The sequence below is a fragment of the Trabulsiella odontotermitis genome (assembly GCF_001188485.1).
Classification (GTDB): Bacteria; Pseudomonadota; Gammaproteobacteria; order Enterobacterales; family Enterobacteriaceae; genus Trabulsiella; species Trabulsiella odontotermitis_A.
This window is the reverse complement of the sequence record NZ_JNGH01000037.1, coordinates 42,536-63,828: the sequence shown is the minus strand read 5'-3', so window position 1 is coordinate 63,828 and position 21,293 is coordinate 42,536. Positions and strand designations below refer to the sequence as shown.

At 56.0% G+C, this 21,293-nt stretch carries 14 protein-coding genes and 2 pseudogenes; 7 read left to right on the top strand and 9 right to left on the bottom strand.

The genetic code is table 11. The features are described 5' to 3' along the window. Nucleotides 1-19: 19 nt before the first annotated feature. Genes gldA through ptsP form a run of 3 tightly spaced genes read right to left on the bottom strand, consistent with a single transcriptional unit; the run spans nucleotide 20 to nucleotide 4,311 of the window. Nucleotides 20-1,123: a bifunctional L-1,2-propanediol dehydrogenase/glycerol dehydrogenase gene (gldA, locus tag GM30_RS02640; protein ID WP_049847380.1), complete on the bottom strand. Its 1,104-nt coding sequence runs from the start codon at nucleotides 1,121-1,123 to the stop codon at nucleotides 20-22. A gap of 9 nt (nucleotides 1,124-1,132) precedes the next feature. Beyond that, nucleotides 1,133-1,795: a fructose-6-phosphate aldolase gene (fsa, locus tag GM30_RS02635; protein ID WP_049847379.1), complete on the bottom strand. Its 663-nt coding sequence runs from the start codon at nucleotides 1,793-1,795 to the stop codon at nucleotides 1,133-1,135. A gap of 14 nt (nucleotides 1,796-1,809) precedes the next feature. Continuing rightward, entirely contained in the window at nucleotides 1,810-4,311 is a 2,502-nt protein-coding gene (gene ptsP / locus GM30_RS02630; protein ID WP_049847378.1) for a phosphoenolpyruvate--protein phosphotransferase, read from the bottom strand. A 310-nt stretch (nucleotides 4,312-4,621) separates the two neighbouring features. Between ptsP and GM30_RS02625 the strand changes: the two genes are divergently transcribed. From GM30_RS02625 to GM30_RS02605, 5 genes and pseudogenes are all read left to right on the top strand, one after another. Next, complete coding sequence (locus GM30_RS02625) at nucleotides 4,622-5,701, top strand: PTS fructose transporter subunit EIIC (RefSeq protein ID WP_049847377.1); 1,080 nt, start codon at nucleotides 4,622-4,624, stop codon at nucleotides 5,699-5,701. A gap of 14 nt (nucleotides 5,702-5,715) precedes the next feature. Further along, nucleotides 5,716-6,036 carry a PTS fructose-like transporter subunit IIB gene (locus GM30_RS02620; RefSeq protein ID WP_049847376.1) on the top strand — a complete coding sequence of 107 codons (321 nt, stop codon included), beginning with the start codon at nucleotides 5,716-5,718 and terminating at the stop codon, nucleotides 6,034-6,036. 60 nt (nucleotides 6,037-6,096) lie between these two features. After that, nucleotides 6,097-8,394, top strand: a complete 2,298-nt coding sequence (locus GM30_RS02615) for a formate C-acetyltransferase (RefSeq protein ID WP_049847375.1) — start codon at nucleotides 6,097-6,099, stop codon at nucleotides 8,392-8,394. Next, nucleotides 8,360-9,123: pseudogene (locus tag GM30_RS02610) on the top strand (4Fe-4S cluster-binding domain-containing protein). The gene GM30_RS02615 and the pseudogene GM30_RS02610 overlap by 35 nt, the downstream one beginning before the upstream one ends. Nucleotide 9,124: 1 nt before the next feature. Beyond that, on the top strand, nucleotides 9,125-9,481 hold the full coding sequence (locus GM30_RS02605; protein WP_049847374.1) for a PTS fructose-like transporter subunit IIB: 357 nt from the start codon (nucleotides 9,125-9,127) through the stop codon (nucleotides 9,479-9,481). Here the strand turns inward: GM30_RS02605 and GM30_RS02600 are convergent. Both GM30_RS02600 and ppc read right to left on the bottom strand, forming a co-directional pair. Further along, nucleotides 9,468-10,328 carry a helix-turn-helix transcriptional regulator gene (locus GM30_RS02600; RefSeq protein WP_049847373.1) on the bottom strand — a complete coding sequence of 287 codons (861 nt, stop codon included), beginning with the start codon at nucleotides 10,326-10,328 and terminating at the stop codon, nucleotides 9,468-9,470. The two genes, GM30_RS02605 and GM30_RS02600, sit on opposite strands and share 14 nt — an antisense overlap. A gap of 93 nt (nucleotides 10,329-10,421) precedes the next feature. Further along, nucleotides 10,422-13,058 (bottom strand): phosphoenolpyruvate carboxylase, encoded by a 2,637-nt coding sequence (gene ppc, locus GM30_RS02595; protein ID WP_049847372.1) that lies wholly within the window; start codon nucleotides 13,056-13,058, stop codon nucleotides 10,422-10,424. A gap of 385 nt (nucleotides 13,059-13,443) precedes the next feature. Between ppc and GM30_RS02590 the strand changes: the two genes are divergently transcribed. Continuing rightward, a complete protein-coding gene (locus GM30_RS02590) occupies nucleotides 13,444-14,352 on the top strand; it encodes a sugar phosphate isomerase/epimerase family protein (protein WP_049847371.1) in 909 nt (302 codons plus the stop codon). A gap of 44 nt (nucleotides 14,353-14,396) precedes the next feature. On the opposite strand, the pseudogene GM30_RS02585 reads toward GM30_RS02590, so the two are convergent. The 4 genes and pseudogenes from GM30_RS02585 to GM30_RS26960 form a co-directional block, all read right to left on the bottom strand. Further along, nucleotides 14,397-15,309: pseudogene (locus GM30_RS02585) on the bottom strand (2-hydroxyacid dehydrogenase). A gap of 15 nt (nucleotides 15,310-15,324) precedes the next feature. Continuing rightward, nucleotides 15,325-16,647 carry an MFS transporter gene (locus GM30_RS02580; RefSeq protein WP_049847370.1) on the bottom strand — a complete coding sequence of 441 codons (1,323 nt, stop codon included), beginning with the start codon at nucleotides 16,645-16,647 and terminating at the stop codon, nucleotides 15,325-15,327. Between the two features lie 362 nt (nucleotides 16,648-17,009). Beyond that, nucleotides 17,010-17,858: a sugar phosphate isomerase/epimerase family protein gene (locus GM30_RS02575; protein ID WP_049847369.1), complete on the bottom strand. Its 849-nt coding sequence runs from the start codon at nucleotides 17,856-17,858 to the stop codon at nucleotides 17,010-17,012. Nucleotides 17,859-17,866: 8 nt separating this feature from the next. Beyond that, a complete protein-coding gene (locus tag GM30_RS26960; RefSeq protein ID WP_072094011.1) occupies nucleotides 17,867-20,221 on the bottom strand; it encodes a transketolase family protein in 2,355 nt (784 codons plus the stop codon). 289 nt (nucleotides 20,222-20,510) lie between these two features. On the opposite strand from GM30_RS26960, the gene loiP reads away from it, so the two are divergent. Next, the gene (loiP, locus tag GM30_RS02560) at nucleotides 20,511-21,269 is read left to right on the top strand and encodes a metalloprotease LoiP (protein ID WP_038158157.1); all 759 of its coding nucleotides are present in this window, start codon (nucleotides 20,511-20,513) and stop codon (nucleotides 21,267-21,269) included. Nucleotides 21,270-21,293: the final 24 nt, after the last annotated feature.

Below are 21,293 nucleotides of genomic sequence, written 5' to 3'. Positions count from 1 at the left end.
CACGTACACCGTCACCACCTTATTCCCAATTATGCAGACATTGCTGACCAAACTGGTCGGCAACCAGTAACGCCGCATATACCTGATCGGCTGTTACATCACCCGGCATGTTGTGGATGGTTTCGCCTTCCGCACACGCCGCTTCCGCCACAATGCGCATTTTGGCCGGAATATCTTCTTCTATATCCAGCCCTGCCAGGGTGATCGGCAACCCGACGGCGTAACAGAGCGCGGCGACGGTTTCCAGCTCCTCCTGCGGCGCGTTTTCCAGCACCAGTTGCGTCAACGTCCCGAAGGCGACTTTTTCACCGTGATAATAATGGTGAGCGTCCGGGATGGCGGTCAGACCGTTGTGAATGGCATGTGCTGCGGCCAGCCCGCCGCTTTCAAAGCCCACGCCGCTGAGGTAGGTGTTGGCCTCGACAATGCGTTCCAGCGCCGGGGTGACAACGTGTTTTTCCGCCGCCAGCATCGCTTTCTCGGCTTCTTCAGTCAGCGTGTTGTAGCACAGCTCCGCGAGGGCCAGCGCTGCCTGGGTGCATTTGCCGCCCGCCATGGTGGTTGCGCCGCTGCGGGAACAGGCACGGGCTTCAAACCAGGTTGCCATCGCATCGCCAATACCCGCCGCCAGCAGGCGTGAAGGGGCACCCGCCACGATTTTGGTATCGACAATCACCAGGTTGGGATTGTGCGGTAGCATCAGATAGCGATCGAATTCGCCCGCATCGGTGTAGATCACCGACAGCGCGCTGCACGGGGCGTCCGTAGAGGCAATGGTCGGCGCAATCGCGACGGGGAGTCCCATAAAATGCGCCAGCGCTTTGGCGGTATCCAGCGTTTTGCCGCCGCCGATACCCAGCACGGCGCTGCATTCTGCACGTTTCGCGATGTCACGCAGACGGTCGATTTCGTTTTGCGAACATTCGCCGCCAAACGGCGCGATTTCGCAACCTAACGCCGCCGCTTCCAGGCTGTTGCGCAACGTGGCTTCGGCAAAGCCCAGAACAAACTTATCACCCACTACCAGCCAACGATCTGCCATGGGCTTGAGATAATCACCAAGGCGGGTAAGTACATCTGCGCCCTGAATATATTTGCCAGGTGACTGAATGATTCTGTCCATACTCACTCCTTAAAGGTTGAGATTGCCAAATGCGTTTTTCCAGTCCTGCTCAAATTTCTCAATTGCTGACTCTACCGCGGGCGTACCGAGCATTTGTTGCGCTACATCTAAGGGAAGGGTGATCGCCTCACATCCGGCCAGTAAACAGTCGAGGGCCTGGCGCGGCGTTTTGAAGCTGGCGGCCAGCACCTTGCTTTGCGGGGCATGCAGCTCCAATAGCGTTTGCAGCTCCTGCACCATCTGAATACCGTTGCCGCCCTGGGCATCAACACGGTTAACGTAGGGTGCGACGTATTTCGCCCCGGCCAGCGCGGCCAGCAGCCCCTGCGCGGCGCTGTACACCGCTGTGCCGAGCGTCGGGATCCCTTCGCGTTTCAGCAATTTAATCGCCGCCAGCCCTTCCGCCGTGACCGGAATTTTCACGATGATGCCGGGTACCGCGTTATTTAGCCGTTTGGCTTCGGCGACCATGCCTGCGGCATCGCGGCTCATGGTCTGGGCAAACAGCGTGCCGTTTTCGCCGACGGCTTTCTGCAGGCGGGGCAGCAGTTCCCATAGCGGTTCTTTACTGGCGGCCACAATGCTGGGGTTGGTGGTCACGCCGGCCAGCGGATAAATACGGGCAAGGCGTTCAACCTCGGCGACGTTTGCGGTATCGAGATAGAGTTCCATGATCTTTCCTTTTGTTACAGTTCGAGTTCACGTTGCAGCAAGCCGGCGATCGCCTCGCCAGAGTGGGCACTGGTCAGCGCATTGCGGAAGTCATCATGCATAATGCGGCGCGCCAGACGTGAAAAAATACGCATATGCTGATCGCCCGCCGCATGTTTATTGAGTGTGAGCATAATGATAAATTGCGCCTCTTCGTCGCCCCAGCGCACCGGTGCGTTCAGCCGCGCAACGCTGATTGTGGATTGCTCAATGTGCTCAGATTTGCTGTGTGGGATGGCAAAGCTGAAGCCCAGTCCGGTGGAAAAAACCGCTTCGCGCGCCCACAGGTCTGCCTCAAGTTTTCGTGGATAGCGGCAACGCCCGGCCAGTAGCAGGTTGTCGGTCATGCCTTTCATCACCTCTTCCTTGCTGCGCCAGTCGTTATCCAGTGAGATGCATTGAGGCGTAATCAGCGGCGCGTCTTCGTGGCTCATGCGGAACTGCGCCAGCAGATGCTCCACCTCCAGTGAAGTGCGACACGCCATGGCCTGTTGGAGTAACTGACGACAGGCAGCGCTGTCGAGCTGCGCCAGGCGGGCTTTTGTTGCCAGAATTGCTGGCGAACCCATACTAATTTCATCCAGCCCCAGACCAACCAGCAGCGGCAGTACAGAGCCTTTTGCGCCCAGTTCGCCGCACAACCCAATCCATTTCCCGTGCCGGTGCACGGCCTGCACGGCGTAATCAAGCGCCCGCAGAAACGCAGGATTCAGACTGTTGTAGTGGCGGGTGACTTTGGCGTTATCGCGGTCAACAGCCAGCAAATACTGCGTCAGATCGTTGCTGCCTATGCTGAAGAAATCGATCTCTTCGCAGCACTGGTCAATGATGAACATGACGGAGGGGACTTCAAGCATGATCCCCAGCGGGATGGATTCATCAAACGGGATACGTTCGTCGTGCAATTGCTGTTTGGCGTCAGCGAGTTTTTCTTTGATCCACAAGATCTCTTCCATGGAGGAGATCATGGGGATCATGATCTTAAGGCTGCCGTGGGCGGAAGCACGAAGGATCGCCCGTAGCTGTGTGGAAAACAGCGCAGCATATTCCTGATAAATACGCACCGCGCGATACCCCAGAAACGGGTTGTTCTCTGCCGGAATGTTAAGGTATTCCACTGGCTTATCACCGCCGATATCCATGGTGCGCACAATAATGCTGCGACCCTTTGCCGCATCCAGCGCCTGGCAAAACTGACGGTAAAGTTCGTTTTCCGATGGCGCGCTAAGGCGATCCATATACAGCATTTCCGTGCGAAAAAGACCTACGGATTCAGCGCCATTGCTGAAGGCGGGTTGTGATTCCACGGCATGGGCGATATTTGCCGCCACTTCCATGCGTATGCCGTCTGCGGTACACGCTTCCTGACTGAGCCAGCGGCGTTGCTGGTGGTGCAACTGTGCGCGGACGTTCTCTTCCTGCTGATAATAGCGATGCACCGCGTCACTGGGGCTGACCACCACCACGGCCGCGTTGCCATCAATGTAGACGTGCTGATGCAACCAGGGTGTGAGAGCGAGCATATCCACGTTGACCAGCGTCGGAATGTTAAATGAGCGCGCCAGAATGACGGTATGCGATGTTGTTCCGCCGCTTTTTAGCAGCAGACCTTTAAGCTGTGTTTTATCCAGTTCCAGGAACTGACCCGGCGTTAGCTCATCGGCCAGGCAAATCGTGGGTTCCGTAAGCTGCCCGGGGGCAGGAAAGCGCTGTTCGCCATAAATCTGCTGCAGCAACTGGTAACACACGTCGCGAACATCAAGGGTGCGTTCCTGAAGATACTGGCTGCTGGAGCGAAGAAATGTCTCGCAAAAATGACTGGCGGAACGAATCACCGCCTGTGCGCAACTTAAACCGTCATGAATGCCCGCCAGCAAATGCGCATGCAGCGCGGTATCGGTGGCAAAGGAGCGGTGCGCTTCGAGAATGGCGCTGCTGGCGTCGTCGCTCTCCATCATGCGCAGGCTCAACGTTTTTGCAAGGCGGGTGAGACCGTCATCCAGCGCGCGCTGTTCAGCATCCACGCCGCGCGTGGCCGGTAACTCGCCGAGGGCATTCAGATCCAATGCAGACAAGAGTTTCAGCGTACCGCCAGCACTCCCGCTGCACACGGACGTTGCCGGAAACAGCGTGGGGTTCAGGTGAGAAAGCGATTCCGGAATCGGCAGGCATTCGCCGCCAATGGCGTGTTCCAGCGGTGTATCGCAGTGGGGAAACGTCTCGTTCAGCCACGCTGACAAATGCGCATGCGCATTATGTTCGTCAGCGCCTGAGATGAGTAAACGGCAGCTATCTCCGACTAACGTATCCGTGCCAATCAGGGCGAGCGCGCTTTTCGCGTTACCGCGCCTGTCGGTGCGCAAATTATGCCAGTCAATATCTGACGCAAACTGATTGCACTGGGTTTCCACATGACTGGCGGGGCGGGCATGAACGCCATTGGGTAACGTACAGATAAACTCCACAACCAGAGCCATAACCACTCTCCTGAAGGCAAAAAATACTGCCGACAGGATAGGGGGGATGAGGCATTGACCGCCATCTGACAAATCTGCCAAAAACTGGATAAATGTAATATCTCATGGAAAGTGAGATTTCACTCACATATTGCATTTATTTGCGATCACGCGCGTAAAACCCACTTTTTGAAACTGATCGCATTTTTCTCAAGATATTACAAAAATCTAGTAAATGGCCTTTTTGTCCACTGTCTGCACCCTGACGGATTGCCTATTGTTGCCACAACATCATTATGGATATGGGCCAAAGCATGCCCAGGAGCGACTTATGAACGAGTTGGTGCACATCCTGAAAAATACCCGGCAACACTTAATGACCGGCGTGTCACACATGATTCCTTTCGTCGTAGCGGGGGGAATATTACTGGCCATCTCCGTCATGCTTTATGGAAAAGGCGCTGTCCCGGAGGCCGCGACCGATCCAAACCTGAAAAAGCTCTTCGATATCGGCGTCGCCGGCCTGACGCTGATGGTTCCGTTCCTTGCCGCCTACATTGGCTACTCCATTGCCGAGCGAGCAGCACTGGCACCGTGTGCGATTGGCGCATGGGTCGGTAATAGCTTCGGTGCCGGTTTTTTCGGCGCGCTGATCGCCGGGATCATTGGCGGCATTGTGGTTTATTACCTGAAAAAAATCCCGGTACACAAGGTGTTGCGTTCGGTGATGCCCATCTTTGTCATCCCTATTGTCGGTACCTTCCTCACCGCAGGCATCATGATGTGGGGGCTTGGTGAGCCGGTCGGCGCGTTGACCGCCAGCCTGACCGGCTGGCTGCAGGGGCTGCAACAGGGAAGCATTGTCGTACTGGCGATCATCATGGGGTTGATGCTGGCGTTCGATATGGGCGGGCCGGTCAATAAAGTGGCTTACGCATTCATGCTCATTTGCGTGGCGCAGGGGATTTACAGCGTCGTGGCTATCGCGGCGGTGGGGATCTGCGTGCCGCCATTGGGGCTGGGCCTGGCGACCTTAATCAATCGCCATAATTTCAGCGGCGAAGAGCGTGAGGCAGGTAAAGCGGCGCTGGTCATGGGCTGCGTGGGGGTCACAGAAGGGGCGATTCCCTTTGCCGCCGCCGATCCGCTGCGCGTTATCCCCTCCATCATGCTCGGCTCGGCCTGCGGTGCCGTCACCGCCGCGCTTTTCGGTGCGCAATGCTATGCCGGATGGGGCGGGCTCATTGTATTACCGGTTGTAGAAGGAAAACTCGGGTACATCGCTGCCGTGGCAGTGGGGGCGGTCGTCACCGCAATTTCCATTAACCTGCTGAAAAGTCTGGCGAGAAAAAATAAAACCGGGACCGATGAAAAAGAAGACGACCTGGATCTGGATTTCGAAATTAACTGAATGAGGAAAAGAGGATGACCCGAATTATCGCGGTAACGGCCTGTCCGTCAGGCGTTGCACATACTTACATGGCAGCGGAAGCGCTGGAAAGCGCGGCAAAGCGCAAAGGCTGGCAGGTAAAAGTGGAAACACAGGGCTCAATCGGCCTCGAAAACGAGTTGACGGCGGATGATGTTGCCGCCGCGGATGTCGTCATATTAACCAAAGATATCGGCATCAAATTTGAAGCGCGGTTTCAGGGAAAGACCATCGTGCGTGTCAACATCAGCGATGCGGTGAAACGTGCCGATGCCATCATGAACAAGATTGACGCTCATCTGGCGCAAACCGCTTGATTTCAGGTCCCGCACGGCGGTGCGGGACTGACTTTACCGCCACGTCAAACAGGAGTTCTCATGACGAATCGTATTCAACGCCTGAAAGCCGCGCTCTTTGCTCAGCCCCGGGAAATATCGCTGGAGCGCGCGCTGCTGTATACCGAGAGCCACAAACTCACGGAGGGCGAACCGGTTATCCTGCGGCGGGCGAAAGCGACGGCGCATATTCTTGATAACGTAGCGATAGCGATTCGTGACGATGAACTGATTGCCGGTAACCGCACGGTAAAACCGCGTGCGGGGATCATGTCCCCCGAGATGGATCCCTACTGGTTGCTCAACGAGCTGGACAGTTTTTCCGAGCGTCCGCAGGATCGCTTTGCGATCGGCGAAGCAGACAAGCAGATCTACCGTGAGGTGCTTTTTCCCTACTGGGAAACGCGCTCAATGAAAGATTTCATCAATGCGCAGATGACAGATGAGGTGAAAGCGGCAGTCAACACGCAGATCTTCAGCATTAATCAGACCGACAAAGGACAGGGGCATATCATCATCGATTTCCCCCACCTGCTGAATAACGGGCTTGGTGCGCTGATTCAGCAAATGCAGGGGCTTTGCCAGCGCGAGCCGGAAAACGTCTTTTATGCGGCTGCGCTACTCCTGCTTGAGGCCTCTTCACGGCATATTCTGCGTTACGCTGCGCTGGCGGAGACCATGGCGGCGCAGTGTAGCGATGCACAGCGGCGCCAGGAACTGCTCACCATTGCCAGCCATTCTCAGCACAACGCCCGGCATAAACCAGAATCCTTCTGGCAGGCGTGTCAGCTGTTCTGGTACATGAATGTCATTTTGCAATACGAATCCAACGCCAGTTCGTTGTCACTGGGCCGCTTTGATCAGTATATGCTGCCCTTTTATCAGGCCTCGCTGAACCAGAGCGATGACCCCGCGCAGTTGCAGGAAATCCTCGAATCATTATGGGTGAAATGCAACGACGTGGTCTTGCTGCGTTCGACCAGCAGTGCCCGCTATTTTGCCGGGTTCCCGACAGGTTATACCGCATTGTTGGGCGGCCTGACGGAGAATGGCCGCAGCGCGGTGAATACGCTCTCCTTCCTCTGCCTGGACGCCTACCAACAGGTCCAGTTGCCGCAGCCTAATCTTGGGGTGCGAATCAACGAACTCATCGACAGACCTTTTCTGCTGAAGACCGCCGAAACCATACGCCTGGGCACTGGCATTCCGCAAATCTTTAACGACGAAGTGGTGGTGCCCGCGTTTCTGAATCGTGGCGTGTCGCTGGAGGATGCGCGCGACTACGCCGTCGTTGGCTGCGTGGAGCTTTCCATTCCCGGCAAAACTTACGGGCTGCATGACATTGCGATGTTCAATCTCCTGAAGGTCATGGAAATTGTGATGCAGGAAAATGAAGGTAATGCCGCGCTCACCTATGACGGTCTGCTTGAGAAGATCCGCGCCAAAATCAGCTATTACATCGCCCTGATGGTGGAAGGCAGCAATATCTGCGATATCGGCCATCGCGAATGGGCACCGGTGCCGCTGCTCTCTGTGTTTATCAGCGATTGTCTCCTGCAAGGTAAGGAACTGACGGAAGGGGGCGCACGCTATAACTTTTCTGGCGTGCAGGGTATTGGCATTGCCAATCTAAGCGATTCGCTGCACGCCCTGAAGGGCATGGTGTTTGAGCAACGGCGCTTAAGTTTTGATGAACTGCTGGCGGTACTCAACGCTAATTTCGCCACGCCCGAAGGGGAGAAAATTCGCGCCCGGTTAATTCATCGTTTTGACAAATACGGTAATGATATTGACGATGTCGATAATATCAGCGCGGATTTGCTGCGTTATTACTGTAAAGAGGTCGAAAAATACCGTAATCCCCGCGGCGGGCTTTTCACCCCTGGTTCGTATACCGTCTCAGCACATATCCCCCTCGGCTCAGTGGTTGGCGCGACGCCGGACGGGCGTTTCGCCGGGGAGCAACTGGCCGATGGCGGACTGTCGCCCATGTTGGGGCAGGACGCGCAAGGGCCAACAGCGGTACTGAAATCGGTCAGTAAACTGGATAACTATCTGTTATCCAACGGCACCCTGCTTAACGTGAAGTTTACCCCTGCGACGCTGGAAGGCGAGGCCGGATTACATAAGCTCGCTGATTTTCTGCGCGCCTTTACGCAGCTGAAATTACAACACATTCAGTTCAACGTGGTGAATGCCGGGACGCTGCGCGAGGCTCAGCGTCGCCCGCAGGATTTTGCCGGGCTGGTCGTGCGCGTGGCGGGTTACAGCGCTTTCTTTGTCGAGCTGTCGAAGGAAATTCAGGATGACATCATTCGCCGCACCGCACATCAGCTGTAACGAGCAGGTCGGGGCTGATATTGCGCGCATATACAACATTCAGCGTTACTCGCTCAATGACGGGCGAGGGATTCGTACCATCGTGTTTTTCAAAGGTTGCCCGCACCGATGCCCGTGGTGTGCTAACCCGGAATCGATCTCGCCAAAAAGAGAAACGGTGCGGCGTAAAAGTCAATGCCTGAGCTGCTCTCCCTGTTTGCGGGACGTTGATGCGTGTCCGTCCGGGGCCTATGCGCATATTGGTCGCGACATCACCCTTGATGCGCTGATTCGTGAAGTCATGAAAGATGAGGTCTTTTTTCGCGCCTCCGATGGCGGCGTTACGCTGTCGGGCGGCGAGGTTCTCATGCAGGCTCCCTTTGCGACACGGCTGTTGCAGCGGTTGAANNTGCTGAACAATCAGAACGGTGCCTGGGCATTCATCTCCCCCGTGTACTGGAGAATTTTCAGCGGCTGGTCAATGAAGGGATTCGGGTGATCCCGCGTTTGCCGTTGATCCCCGGCTATACGCTGAGTGAGGCGAATGTGCGAGCTGTGCTGAGATTTCTGCAACCGCTGGCACTAACAGAGTTGCATCTGCTGCCTTTTCATTCGTATGGTGAATCCAAATACCGCATGCTGGGGCAGACCTGGGCGATGGCGGGGGTGTCGCCGCCAGACGTGGCAGTGGTCGATGCTCTGCGGCGAATAGCAGAACAGCAGGGTTATCAGGTGATAACAGGAGGCTGATATGGTGGTGAAGCATGAGCGATTTCTGGTTGCAGTGACCGCCTGCGTCAGCGGTGTGGCTCACACCTATATGGCTGCGGAACGCCTGGAGAAACTCTGCCAGCAAGAAAAATGGACGGTAAAAATTGAAACGCAGGGCGCGCTGGGTATTGAAAACAGCCTGAATGCGGTCGATATCGCCCGGGCAGACGCCGTGCTGCTGATTACTGACATCGAACTGGCAGGCGCGGAGCGGTTTACGCAAAGCCGCTCTGTGCAGTCAGGGATTAACGCTTTTCTGCGAGAGCCGCAAAAAGTGATCGCCGCCGTGCGTAAATTGCTTTCTGCACCGCAACATACTCATCTTATTCTCCGTTAAGTTTCTTTTCCGTCAACTGGCTATGGTACTGCCGACGGTACTCCGACGGCGAGCGCTCGGTATTTTTACGGAACAAGCGGCAGAAATAGTTGCTGTCGACGAAACCGCAGGCGTGCGCCACTTCTTTCACTTTCAGGTCGTAGCCCTTCAGCAGCGCTCTGGCATGTTCCAGCCGCGTATGGTTCAGGTACTCGTTAAAGCCCATCACGCCGCTTTTCTGGAAAAGATGTGACAGATAATTCGGTGAGATATAAAACGCCTGTGCTACCGATTCACGAGTGAGCGGCGAGGCATAGTGGGTATCAATGTGTTCGCGAATGGCTTCGAACAGCGCCTGGCTGCGCGACGCCGTTTGTATCTGGCTGCCCAGCAGGTCCGCGCAATGGCTTAACAGGCTGGCAATGATTAGCCGGGCTGTTGATTGCTCATGCGGTTGCATCAGCATTTCATTGAGTGCCTGCAGCAAAAAAGAACCCACGCGTGGCCCGCGACGGGCGACGTGCTCTTTATTCAGGTTATGCAGCGTTGCGCCATCCCAGTGCTGAACGCTGAAACCAAGCTGCTGTTTGCCAAAAAGAATACTTAATGTGGTAACCGGCTCGCGCCACTGCGGGAAATTCCAGCCACCGGCGGGTACAAACAGCGCATCATGTTCGGTCATCAGCGCCTGTTCTCCGACAATACCGGAATCCAGCAGTTGGCCTTCAAGCACGATCTCCAGACGAGGGAAAGGGACCTGAAACGCAACGTCAGGAATGGCGCCCGTGGTGCTGGCAAAAAAGACATGGCGCAGCAGCGTGGGACTGTTAACGATCCGGGACAGGAGATAGCTGATATCGTGGCGCATGTTTTTTCTCATTCCTGTTGCGACGAGGAAACCTTACCCGTTGCGATCAAAAAAGGCCACACAAGGTGTGGCCCTTTTACTAAACAGCGTCAATCAACCGGTGTTACGCATGCCCGCCGCGACCCCGGCAATGGTCACCATCAGCGCCTGTTCGACGCGCGGATCTGGCGCATTACCCTTCTCTTCGCTGAGGCGTGAACGGTGCAGCAGCTCTGCCTGCAGCACGTTCAGCGGGTCAGTGTAGATATTACGTAGCTGGATGGACTCGGCAATCCACGGCAGATCGGCCATCAGATGCGCATCATTGGCTATGGCCAGCACCACTTTAATGTCGGCTTCCAGTTGATTACGCAGCTCTTCGCCGAGCGTCCACAGCTCCGGTTTCACCAGACGCTGATCGTAATACTCTGCCAGCCACAGGTCCGCTTTGGAGAAGACCATTTCCAGCATGCCGAGACGGGTGGAGAAGAACGGCCAGTCGCGACACATGGTTTCCAGTTCGCTCTGTTTGCCATCTTCGACGACTTTCTGCAACGCAGCACCCGCACCAAGCCAGGCGGGCAGCATCAGGCGGTTCTGCGTCCAGGCGAAGATCCACGGGATGGCGCGCAGGGATTCGACACCGCCNCCCGGACGGGAGCCAAGCGGCAGTTTGCCCAGCTCCTGTTCCGGCGTTGCCGAACGGAAATAGGGCACAAAATCTTTATTTTCACGCACGTAGCCGCGATACATCTCGCAGGAGATGTCGGACAGCTCGTCCATAATGTGGCGCCATTCCGCTTTCGGTTCTGGCGGCGGGAGCAAGTTGGCTTCCAGAATCGCACCGGTGTAGAGCGACAGGCTGCTGATGGTGACTTCCGGCAGACCGTATTTGAAGCGGATCATCTCACCCTGTTCGGTCACGCGCAGACCGCCTTTCAGACTGCCCGGCGGTTGCGAGAGCAGCGCCGCGTGGGCGGGTGCGCCGCCGCGACCAATAGAGCCGCCGCGGCCGTGGAACAGCGTCAGCTCAATGCCCGCTTTTTCACAGGTTTTGATTAGTGCGTCCTGCGCCTGGTACTGCGCCCAGGAGGCGGCCATCACGCCTGCATCTTTCGCAGAGTCGGAATAGCCAATCATCACCATCTGTTTGCCCTGAATAAAGCCGCGATACCAGTCGATATTCAGCAACTGGGTCATCACGTCGTTGGCATTGTTCAGGTCATCAAGGGTTTCGAACAGCGGCGCGACCGGCAGCGCAAAGCTGATACCGGCTTCTTTCAACAGCAGATGAACCGCCAGCACGTCGGACGGCGTTTTCGCCATCGAGATAACGTATGCCGCGATGGAGCCGCGCGGTGCTTCGGCAATCACCTGGCAGGTTTCCAGTACTTCGCGGGTGTCGTCGCTTGGCTCCCATTGACGCGGCAGCAGCGGTCGTTTGGAATTCAGTTCGCGGATCAGGAACGCTTGTTTATCGGCTTCTGACCAGCTTTCGTAGTCGCCGATGCCGAGGTAGCGGGTCAGCTCGCCCAGCGCTTCAGTGTGGCGGGTGCTTTCCTGACGGATATCAATACGCACCAGCGGGACGCCAAAACACTTCACGCGGCGCAGGGTGTCGAGCAGTTCGCCGTTGGCGATGATGCCCATACCGCAGGCCTGCAGCGATTTATAACAGGCGTACAACGGTTCCCAAAGCTGCTCGTTCTGCGTCAGCAATCCGGCAGGTTTCGGTAATTTCTCGCCCTTCAGGCGCGCTTCCAGCCAGGACTGCGTCGCCATCAACTGGCTACGCAGTTTTTTCATCAGATAGCGGTACGGCTCGGTCGCGCCTTCTTCGCCGACCAGCGCCCGCAGGTCGTCGGTGCAGTCAACCATCGACAGTTCGGAAATCAGCAACTGAATGTCTTTCAGGAACAGGTCGGTGGCTTTCCAGCGGCTCAGCAGCAGCACATGGCGCGTGATGTCTGCGGTAACGTTCGGGTTGCCGTCGCGGTCGCCGCCCATCCAGGAGGTGAAACGAACCGGCACAAAATCCACCGGCAGGCGATAATTCAGGTGTTCTTCGAGCTGTTCGTTCAGCTCACGCAGGTAGTTCGGCACGCCTTCCCACAGGCTGTTTTCCACCACCGCAAAACCCCATTTGGCTTCATCCACCGGGCTCGGGCGGTATTTGCGAATTTCATCGGTATGCCAGGACTGGGCGATCAGCTGGCGCAGACGGCGCATCAGCTGGTGGCGTTCGTAATCGACGATATCTTTGTTGTCGAGCTGCTTTAAGCAGGTGTTCACTTCGACCATTTTGTGGATCAGCGTACGACGCGTGATTTCGGTCGGGTGCGCGGTAAGCACCAGCTCCAGTGACAGTGACTCAACGGCTTTTTTAATGGTGTCTTCGGTGAGATCGGGTTGGTCTTTGAGCTTGCGCAGCGTACGGGCAATCACTTCCGGATTGCTGGCGGCCTCGCCTTTCGGCGAAATGCTGTGGTATTGCTCGGCGGTGTTAGCCAGGTTCAGAAACTGGCTAAAGGCGCGGGCGACGGGTAACAGCTCATCATTAGACAGATTTTGCAGCGTAGTGAGCAGTTCCTGACGGTTCGCTTCGTTACCCGCACGGGACGATTTGGAAAGCTTACGGATGGTTTCGACACGATCAAGAATGTTTTCACCCAGTGCATCCTTAATGGTGTCACCCAGCAATTTGCCGAGCATACTGACATTACTACGCAACGCGGAATATTGTTCGTTCATGTTACCCCAGACACCCCATCTCATTTTATTTTGTTATGCCTGTCGCCCGTGAACCTGGACGGCGGGCAAAAAGACCCCGTCTTTTATAAAGCCACGTAAAAACCCCCACGTCAATTGCTGCGAAAACGCTTCAGCAGACGAAAAAATGGCGGCAATTTGCAAAATTTAATTTGCGTTGTGTGAGATAAGGAATGCTTATTGAAATGTGAACAATATCACGCGATTTCGCGTGGGATTCGGTGGAGGAAAATCGCGTTTGGTGTAGCGGGTGATTGACCCGACAGTTTTACAATTGTTCTTGTGTTCTTTGTGTGATCATATGTTCATTGGTGGTTATAATTACTTGAAAATGCGTACTCATTACACCAGGAGGCAGTGATAGCACATGAAACCCACATTGTATCCATCCGCCCATATTGCCGAACTTTTCTTCCCGCTGGCCAACGATGAAAAAGCCATTCTGCAGGTGATCCAGCAGGTCGCAGCCACGGATTACTATCAGGGATTTGAAACCGGCATTATTAAACACCCCGAGATTGCGAAAACCATCCGTTCCATTGCGCAACAAAACCATTTGCACGTGACGCAGTGGCTGACCTTTGAATTACTCAGGGACAATCTGAATCTCAGCAGCCTGGACAGCGCGCTCAGAGAGAAATCTATCCGCCGTGCCTGTGAGCTGGTCCATCTGGCGGCGGAGTGCGGCACCACTAAATTGTCGCTGGTGAGCGGCAGCGATCCCGGCGATGCGCGTCGTGAAGAGGCGAAAAAAGGCTTTGGCGAGGCGCTGATCCGCATCGGCGAAGTAGTGAAGCAGTACCCGACTATGCTGATGCAGGTGGAGCCGCTCGATCGTTTCGCCCACAAATGTCAGTTGATAGGCCCCACGGACGAAACGGTGGAATGGATGACGACGCTGCGTGCGGAGTGCCCGAAGCTGTATCTCGCCTGGGACAGCGCTCATGTCGCGCTGAATGAGGAAGATCTGGCAGACTCGCTGCGTCTGGCGGCACCGCTGATTTCCCAGCTGCATCTCGCCAACGCCATTCTCGATCCGCAGGCAGAAGGTTATGGCGATTACCACATGAAATTTGGCGAGCCAGGTTTTCTGACGCCCCGCACGGCGGCGCATATTATCCGCACCGCGCTGAGCCTGCCGTTACCGCCGGAGCTCGGCCCGATCTCCATCGCCGTTGAAATGCGGACCACGGAACAGGATGACTTGTGGGATAACGAAAAACAGTGCCGCGCGTTTTTACAAAGGGCGATGGCCGAAGCGGTGCAGGAAGCATAGAGAAGAAAAATCCGTGCCTGTAAAAACAGGCACGGATGAGAAGATTATTTTGGTTGTGGTACTGGCGTCAGCAAGGGCTGCCCGGCATTAAACGCGGCAATGTTATCCATCACCAGTTTTGCCATCGCCGCACGGGTGGCGAGGGTGGCACTGCCGGTGTGCGGTGTGACGACCACGTTATCGCGATTAAGCAACTCGCGCGGCACATGCGGTTCGTTGGCAAACACATCAATCCCCGCACCGCCAAGCGTACCGTCGGTGATCGCATCGACCAGCGCGTCTTCATCCACCACACTGCCGCGGGCGATGTTGATTAAAATCCCGTTGCTGCCTAACGCCGCCAGCACTTCGCGGTTAATCAGTTTTGCACTCTCCTTGCCTGCGCTGGCGCAGACCATTAATACGTCGCTGTTCTGCGCCAGTTCAACCAGCGTGGGGTAAAACACGACGTCTTCGCTTTCCACCGGATAGCGGTCAAAACAGCCGATGCGCATGGCGAAGCCTTTCGCCCTGTGCGCCACCGCCCNGGCGGCTGCCACTGACTTTCGTTGATGGCGGGTACGCGCCGAACGGCCAGTCTCCCCGCTCGATAAACCGCTGTGCGCCAATGATCCGCCGCGAAACGTTCAGCATTAAAGCAATGCCGAGATCCGCGACGTCGTCGGTTAAAATATCCGGTGTATTGGTGACCTGAATATTCCGCCGGAAGGCGGCGTGGATATCCACGCCGTCGTAGCCGACACCAAATACCGCAATTAACTTTAAAGCAGGCAACTGGTTGATCAGCGCGGCTTCCACTTTCGATTCCCCGCTGGCCAGAATCACCTGAATTTCCCCGGCGATGGCGCCTAAATCCTCTGCAGACAGTTTGTTATATTCGTACAGCGTGTAATTCTGCGCTAATTGTTCCGCTAAATTATCCGGGACTTTCTCAACGCGTAATATCGCAGCAGACATCGCGACACCCTCTTATTATTTCTGGAACGATAACTGACCGTTTTTCACCGGTAATTTATTGAAGTTGATACACAGCGTGCCGACGGTATAGAAACCGGCGCAAACAGCGAAGTAGACCAGCACGCTTTCATAGCTGCCGGTGGCCTGCAGAATGACGCCGACCAGAATCGGTACCAGGATACCTGCGCAGCTGTTTGCCATGTTCATTAATCCGCCAACCAGACCCACGCGATCTTTCGGTGCCAGAATCGCCGGGAAGCTCCAGTACAGGCTGCCAAACATCATGAAGAAAGCGGCAACGGCCAGCAGACCGACGGCGATAGTCGGGTTAGTAATGGTCGCCAGCGCGTACAGCGCGGCCAGCCCGACAACACCGGAAATCGACAGTAGGGTTTTCAGCGCCACGTTATGGGTGATGCCTCTTTTCACCAGGAAATCGACGAAGAAGCCGCTGAACAGGCAACCGAGCGTCCCCATGATGAAAATCAGGAAGGTGGAGTTACCGATAGACGCCAGATCCAGACCTTGCGCCTGCGCCAGATAGCTCGGGCCCCAGGTGAGCAGACCCCAGTAGACCATGCCCCAGGAGGCGCGGCCGACCATGATGGCAATCATGGTGAACCAGCTGATACCCAACCCTTTGGTCGGTGCCGTATCGTCGTTGCCCGTGGCGCTGACAACGTTCCCTGCGGCAATATATTCGACCTCTTTCTGATCGACGCTCGGGTGTTCGGACGGGCGGTCACGCAGCACTTTCCAGGCCAGGAAGCCTAACAGCATGGTGAACAGGCCGACGACCACGAATGTCACGCGCCAGGAGTCGAACATCACAATCAAGTGCGCCACAATGATACCGCCGAGGGCAACACCGAGCGGGCTACCGGAGTCCATAATGACCGCGCCGCGCCCCCTTTCAGACTGGGTCAGCCAGGTCGAACTCAGTTTTGCGCCGCTGGGCGATACCGGGGCTTCCATCACGCCCAGGCCGATACGGGACAGGATCAGGCTGAGCCCACCGCTGGCCAGGCCGATAATGGCCTGGAAGAATCCCCAGCCAAACAGCGCGCCGGTGATCACTTTGCGGGGGCCGAAGCGATCGAGCAACCAGCCGCCGGGAACCTGTAATAATGCGTAAGACCAGAAGAAACTACTGAGAATCAGCCCCTGTGTGGTGGGTGAAAGATTAAATTCTTCTTTGATATAGGGCATCCCGATAGACAGCGTAATACGGTCCATGAGGTTAACCGCTAATAAGAAGAACATCGTTGCAAAGATAACCCAGCGGAAATTCGTTGGTTTCTGTGCGTTTGATGGTGGCGTAATCGTAGAGTCAGACATAATTAACCTTCAGTTTAATAGGGAACGTTATTAGAAATAAACGCAATTAACCAATGAAGCTTAAGTACTCTATTGATGTTACTTGTTTTTTTGTTTTAGTGAACAAAAGAACTGTATGTGTTCTTTTGTTAATTACATAACAGCATAACGACAAATAACTGTATGAGAGCTTAATCACATAACATGAAAAATACGCTTCAGGTTTTTTTTGCTATTTTTCACGGCAACAGAAATCTGTTTCCCGGCAAAAATAAAATTGCAGGAAAATAAATATTCACAGTTTTACCAACAGACAATTGACGCTCATCCTTTTATTCATCACGTTATTATTTGAATGCCGTGATGAGCGTCGCTGTCTTTTTTTAACTCACGCCGTAGCCGGTCATTTTTTCCAGCGCCTCACGAGACTGAATCAGGACGTCCAGGCTGCGTGCCGGATCGACAGGCGCATCCGCACGCACCGGGTAGCTGTCACGCTGACGGTGCATTCGCAACGGAATTTCCAGGCTGCACGGTATCGCGCGCGTCTCAAGGGCTTTCAGCATGGGAACGTAGTTCAACTGGCCCTGGCCCATCGGCGTGAAATGTACTTCACCGTTGCGCACCTCCAGATCTTTCAGATGACAGTGTTGCGCGCCCGGCAGCATGTTGATGGCTTCCGCAATGGCGTCGGCGTCAGGGCAGAGCGACACAATATTGCCTGCATCGACGTTAAAGGCCACGGCCGGGCTGTCGATGGCATCGAGCAAAGCGAAGCCATCGTCCGCCAGGCGGAACACGTCGTAATTCGGGTCACCGCCGTTTTCCAGGCAGATCACGCACTGATGTTCTTCTGCAAACGGCGCCAGCTCGCGCAGGTTGCTGATGATGCGTTCCCTGTCCGCGCTGCGGCCGACGCAGATGTTGATCCAGGTGGCGCCAATCATGCTGGCAAAGCGGATGCGTTGCGTGAATTGTGCAACGGCATCCTGCGCGCCCATGTTCATCGTCGCGCCCAGCGAGTGGGTGCGTAGATCGTATTTTTCCAGCACTTCGCGGATGTGCCGGGCGTTGCCTTCCTGAAACAGCGCCGGTGGCATGTCGCCCACGTAGCCCTGATTGTACGCCAGCTCTACATAGCGAAACCCGGCCTCGCGGATCGTGCGGAAGGCGACGTCGGTATCGACGCCGTCAAACATCGCGGTATTCACACCAATAACCAGTTTGTTCATGCTGATCTTTACCTCCCTTGTTGATGTAACGGGGTTGCCAGCAGCGCTTTCGCTTTTGCCACCACGTTCCCGACGGTAAAGCCGAATTCTTCAAACAGCTTCTCAGCCGGAGCAGATTCACCGAAAGTGGTCATACCGACGATAGCACCGTTCAGGCCGGTGTACTTGTACCAGTAATCAGCAATACCCGCTTCCACCGCCACGCGGGCAGAGACCGCTTTCGGCAGCACGGATTCACGGTACGCCGCATCCTGTTTGTCGAACGCGTCGGTGGACGGCATGGACACCACGCGCGCCTTCACGCCTTCCGCTGACAGTTTTTCCCACGCGGCAACGGCCAGCTCAACCTCAGAGCCGGTGGCGATGAAGATAAGCTCCGGCTGACCGGCGCAGTCCTTCAGCACATAACCACCGCGGGCGATGTCGGCCAGCTGCTGCGCCGTACGCGTCTGCTGCGCCAGGTTCTGACGGGACAGAATCAGCGCGGTCGGGCCGTCGTGGCGCTCAACGCCGTACTTCCACGCCACTGCCGATTCCACCTGGTCGCACGGACGCCACAGGCTCATGTTCGGGGTCACACGCAGGGACGCCATCTGCTCCACCGGCTGGTGGGTCGGGCCGTCTTCGCCCAGACCAATCGAATCGTGGGTGTAAACCATCACCTGACGCTGTTTCATCAGCGCGGCCATACGGACCGCGTTACGCGCGTATTCGACAAACATCAGGAAGGTGGAGGTGTACGGCAGGAAACCGCCGTGCAGCGCAATGCCGTTGGCAATGGCGGTCATGCCGAATTCGCGCACGCCGTAGTGAATGTAGTTACCGGCCGCGTCTTCGTTGATGGCTTTCGAACCGGACCACAGGGTCAGGTTGGACGGGGCCAGGTCAGCGGAGCCGCCGAGGAATTCCGGCAGCCACGGGCCGAAGGCTTCGATGGCATTCTGTGATGCTTTACGGCTGGCGATTTTCGCCGGATTCGCCTGCAGGTTTTCAATCCACGCCTGCGCTTTCGCGGCGAAGTCTGCCGGCATGTCACCCTTCATACGGCGGGTGAACTCAGCGGCTTCCTGCGGGAAGGCTTTCGCATACGCGGCAAATTTGTCATTCCAGGCAGACTCTTTTGCCTGACCGGCTTCTTTTGCATCCCACTGGGCATAGATTTCAGACGGGATTTCAAACGGCGCGTATTTCCAGCCCAGCTGTTCGCGGGTGGCAGCGACTTCCATTTTCGCCGGATTCGCCTGCAGGTTTTCAATCCACGCCTGCGCTTTCGCGGCGAAGTCTGCCGGCATATCACCCTTCATACGGCGGGTGAACTCAGCGGCCTCCTGCGGGAAGGCTTTGGCCCAGGCAGCGAATTTGTCGTTCCAGGCAGACTCTTTCGCCTGACCCGCTTCTTTTGCATCCCACTGGGCATAGATTTCAGACGGGATGTCAAACGGCGCGTATTTCCAGCCCAGCTGTTCGCGGGTGGCAGCGACTTCTGCATCGCCCAGCGGCGCACCGTGAGAATCGTGGGTCCCGGCCTTGTTCGGGGAGCCGAAACCGATGATGGTTTTGCACATCAGCAGGGACGGTTTGTCCGTTACTGCGGTCCCGGCCTTGTTCGGGGAGCCGAAACCGATGATGGTTTTGCACATCAGCAGGGACGGTTTGTCCGTCACCGCACGCGCTTCTTCCACCGCACGTCTGATGGACGCCGCATCGTGACCGTCCACGCCGCGCACCACGTGCCAGCCGTAGGCTTCAAAGCGTTTCGCGGTGTCGTCGGTGAACCAGCCTTCCACATGACCGTCGATGGAGATGCCGTTATCGTCATAGAACGCCACCAGTTTGCCCAGCTTCAGGGTGCCCGCCAGGGAGCACACTTCGTGGGAAATGCCTTCCATCATGCAGCCGTCGCCCATAAAGGCATACGTGAAGTGGTCAACGATGTCATGACCCGGACGGTTGAACTGCGCCGCCAGGGTTTTCTCGGCAATCGCCATGCCCACGGCGTTGGCAATGCCCTGGCCCAGCGGGCCGGTGGTGGTTTCGACGCCTGCGGTGTAACCCACTTCCGGGTGACCCGGGGTTTTCGAGTGCAACTGGCGGAAGTTTTTCAGTTCTTCCATCGGCAGGTCATAGCCGGTGAGGTGCAGCAGGCTGTAAATCAGCATGGAGCCGTGGCCGTTGGACAGCACGAAACGGTCGCGGTCAGCCCAGGACGGATTCTGCGGGTTGTGATTGAGGAAATCACGCCACAGGACTTCGGCAATGTCAGCCATACCCATCGGGGCACCGGGGTGACCGGATTTCGCTTTCTGTACTGCGTCCATGCTTAGCGCACGAATAGCATTGGCAAGCTCTTTACGTGAGGACATTTTGACTCCAGATCGGACTGTTGAAGTGTTGAAGGCCATGCCCGAAACGACTTGACGACAGCGCGTTTTGGGCTACGCCGGAAAAAAGTGTGAACAATGTAACCCAAGCGACAAAGCATGTACATGGAGCATCCTTTTACCGCTTCAGAAATCTCTGGATCATGCTCGCATGTTGCGCAATCTGCTCACGCCATTGTCGTTATTTTCTTTATACTTCCAGCACGATCCGCACAGTCTCTCTGCGGACCGATTTTCAGATTGATGACGATACCGTGCGGAAGATAAACCGATGAAAATACGCTCAGCATTACTGGCTTTAGGGATCGCAACCGCGTTAACCGGTTGCCAGAACATGGATTCAAACGGGTTGTTAAGCTCCGGTGCGGAAGCTTTTCAGGCGTATTCACTTACTGATGAGCAGGTCAAAACGCTAAGCGACCAGTCCTGTAAAGAGCTGGACAGCAAAGCCACCATCGCGCCTGCCAGCAGCGAATACACCAAACGCCTCAACAAAATCGCCGCGGCACTGGGCGATAACATTAATGGTCAACCGGTGAACTACAAGGTCTACGTGACCAAAGACGTGAACGCCTTTGCGATGGCCAACGGCTGCATCCGCGTTTACAGCGGCCTAATGGACATGATGAACGATAACGAAGTCGAAGCGGTCATCGGTCACGAAATGGGTCACGTTGCGCTGGGCCACGTGAAGAAAGGCATGCAGGTTGCGCTGGGGACTAACGCCCTGCGCGTCGCGGCGGCCTCAACCGGTGGTGTCGTAGGAAGCCTGTCACAGTCACAGTTGGGCGATCTGGGCGAAAAACTGGTGAACTCACAGTTCTCCCAGCGTCAGGAAGCCGAAGCGGATGATTATTCGTACGATCTGCTGCGTAAGCGCAATATCAACCCGACGGGTCTTGCCACCAGCTTCGAAAAACTGGCGAAACTCGATGCCGGCCGCCAGAGCTCAATGTTTGACGACCACCCTGCCTCTGCTGAACGTGCGCAGCATGTACGCGATCGCATGAAGGCGGACGGAATTAAATAATCACATATCTAATGGCTTCGGACG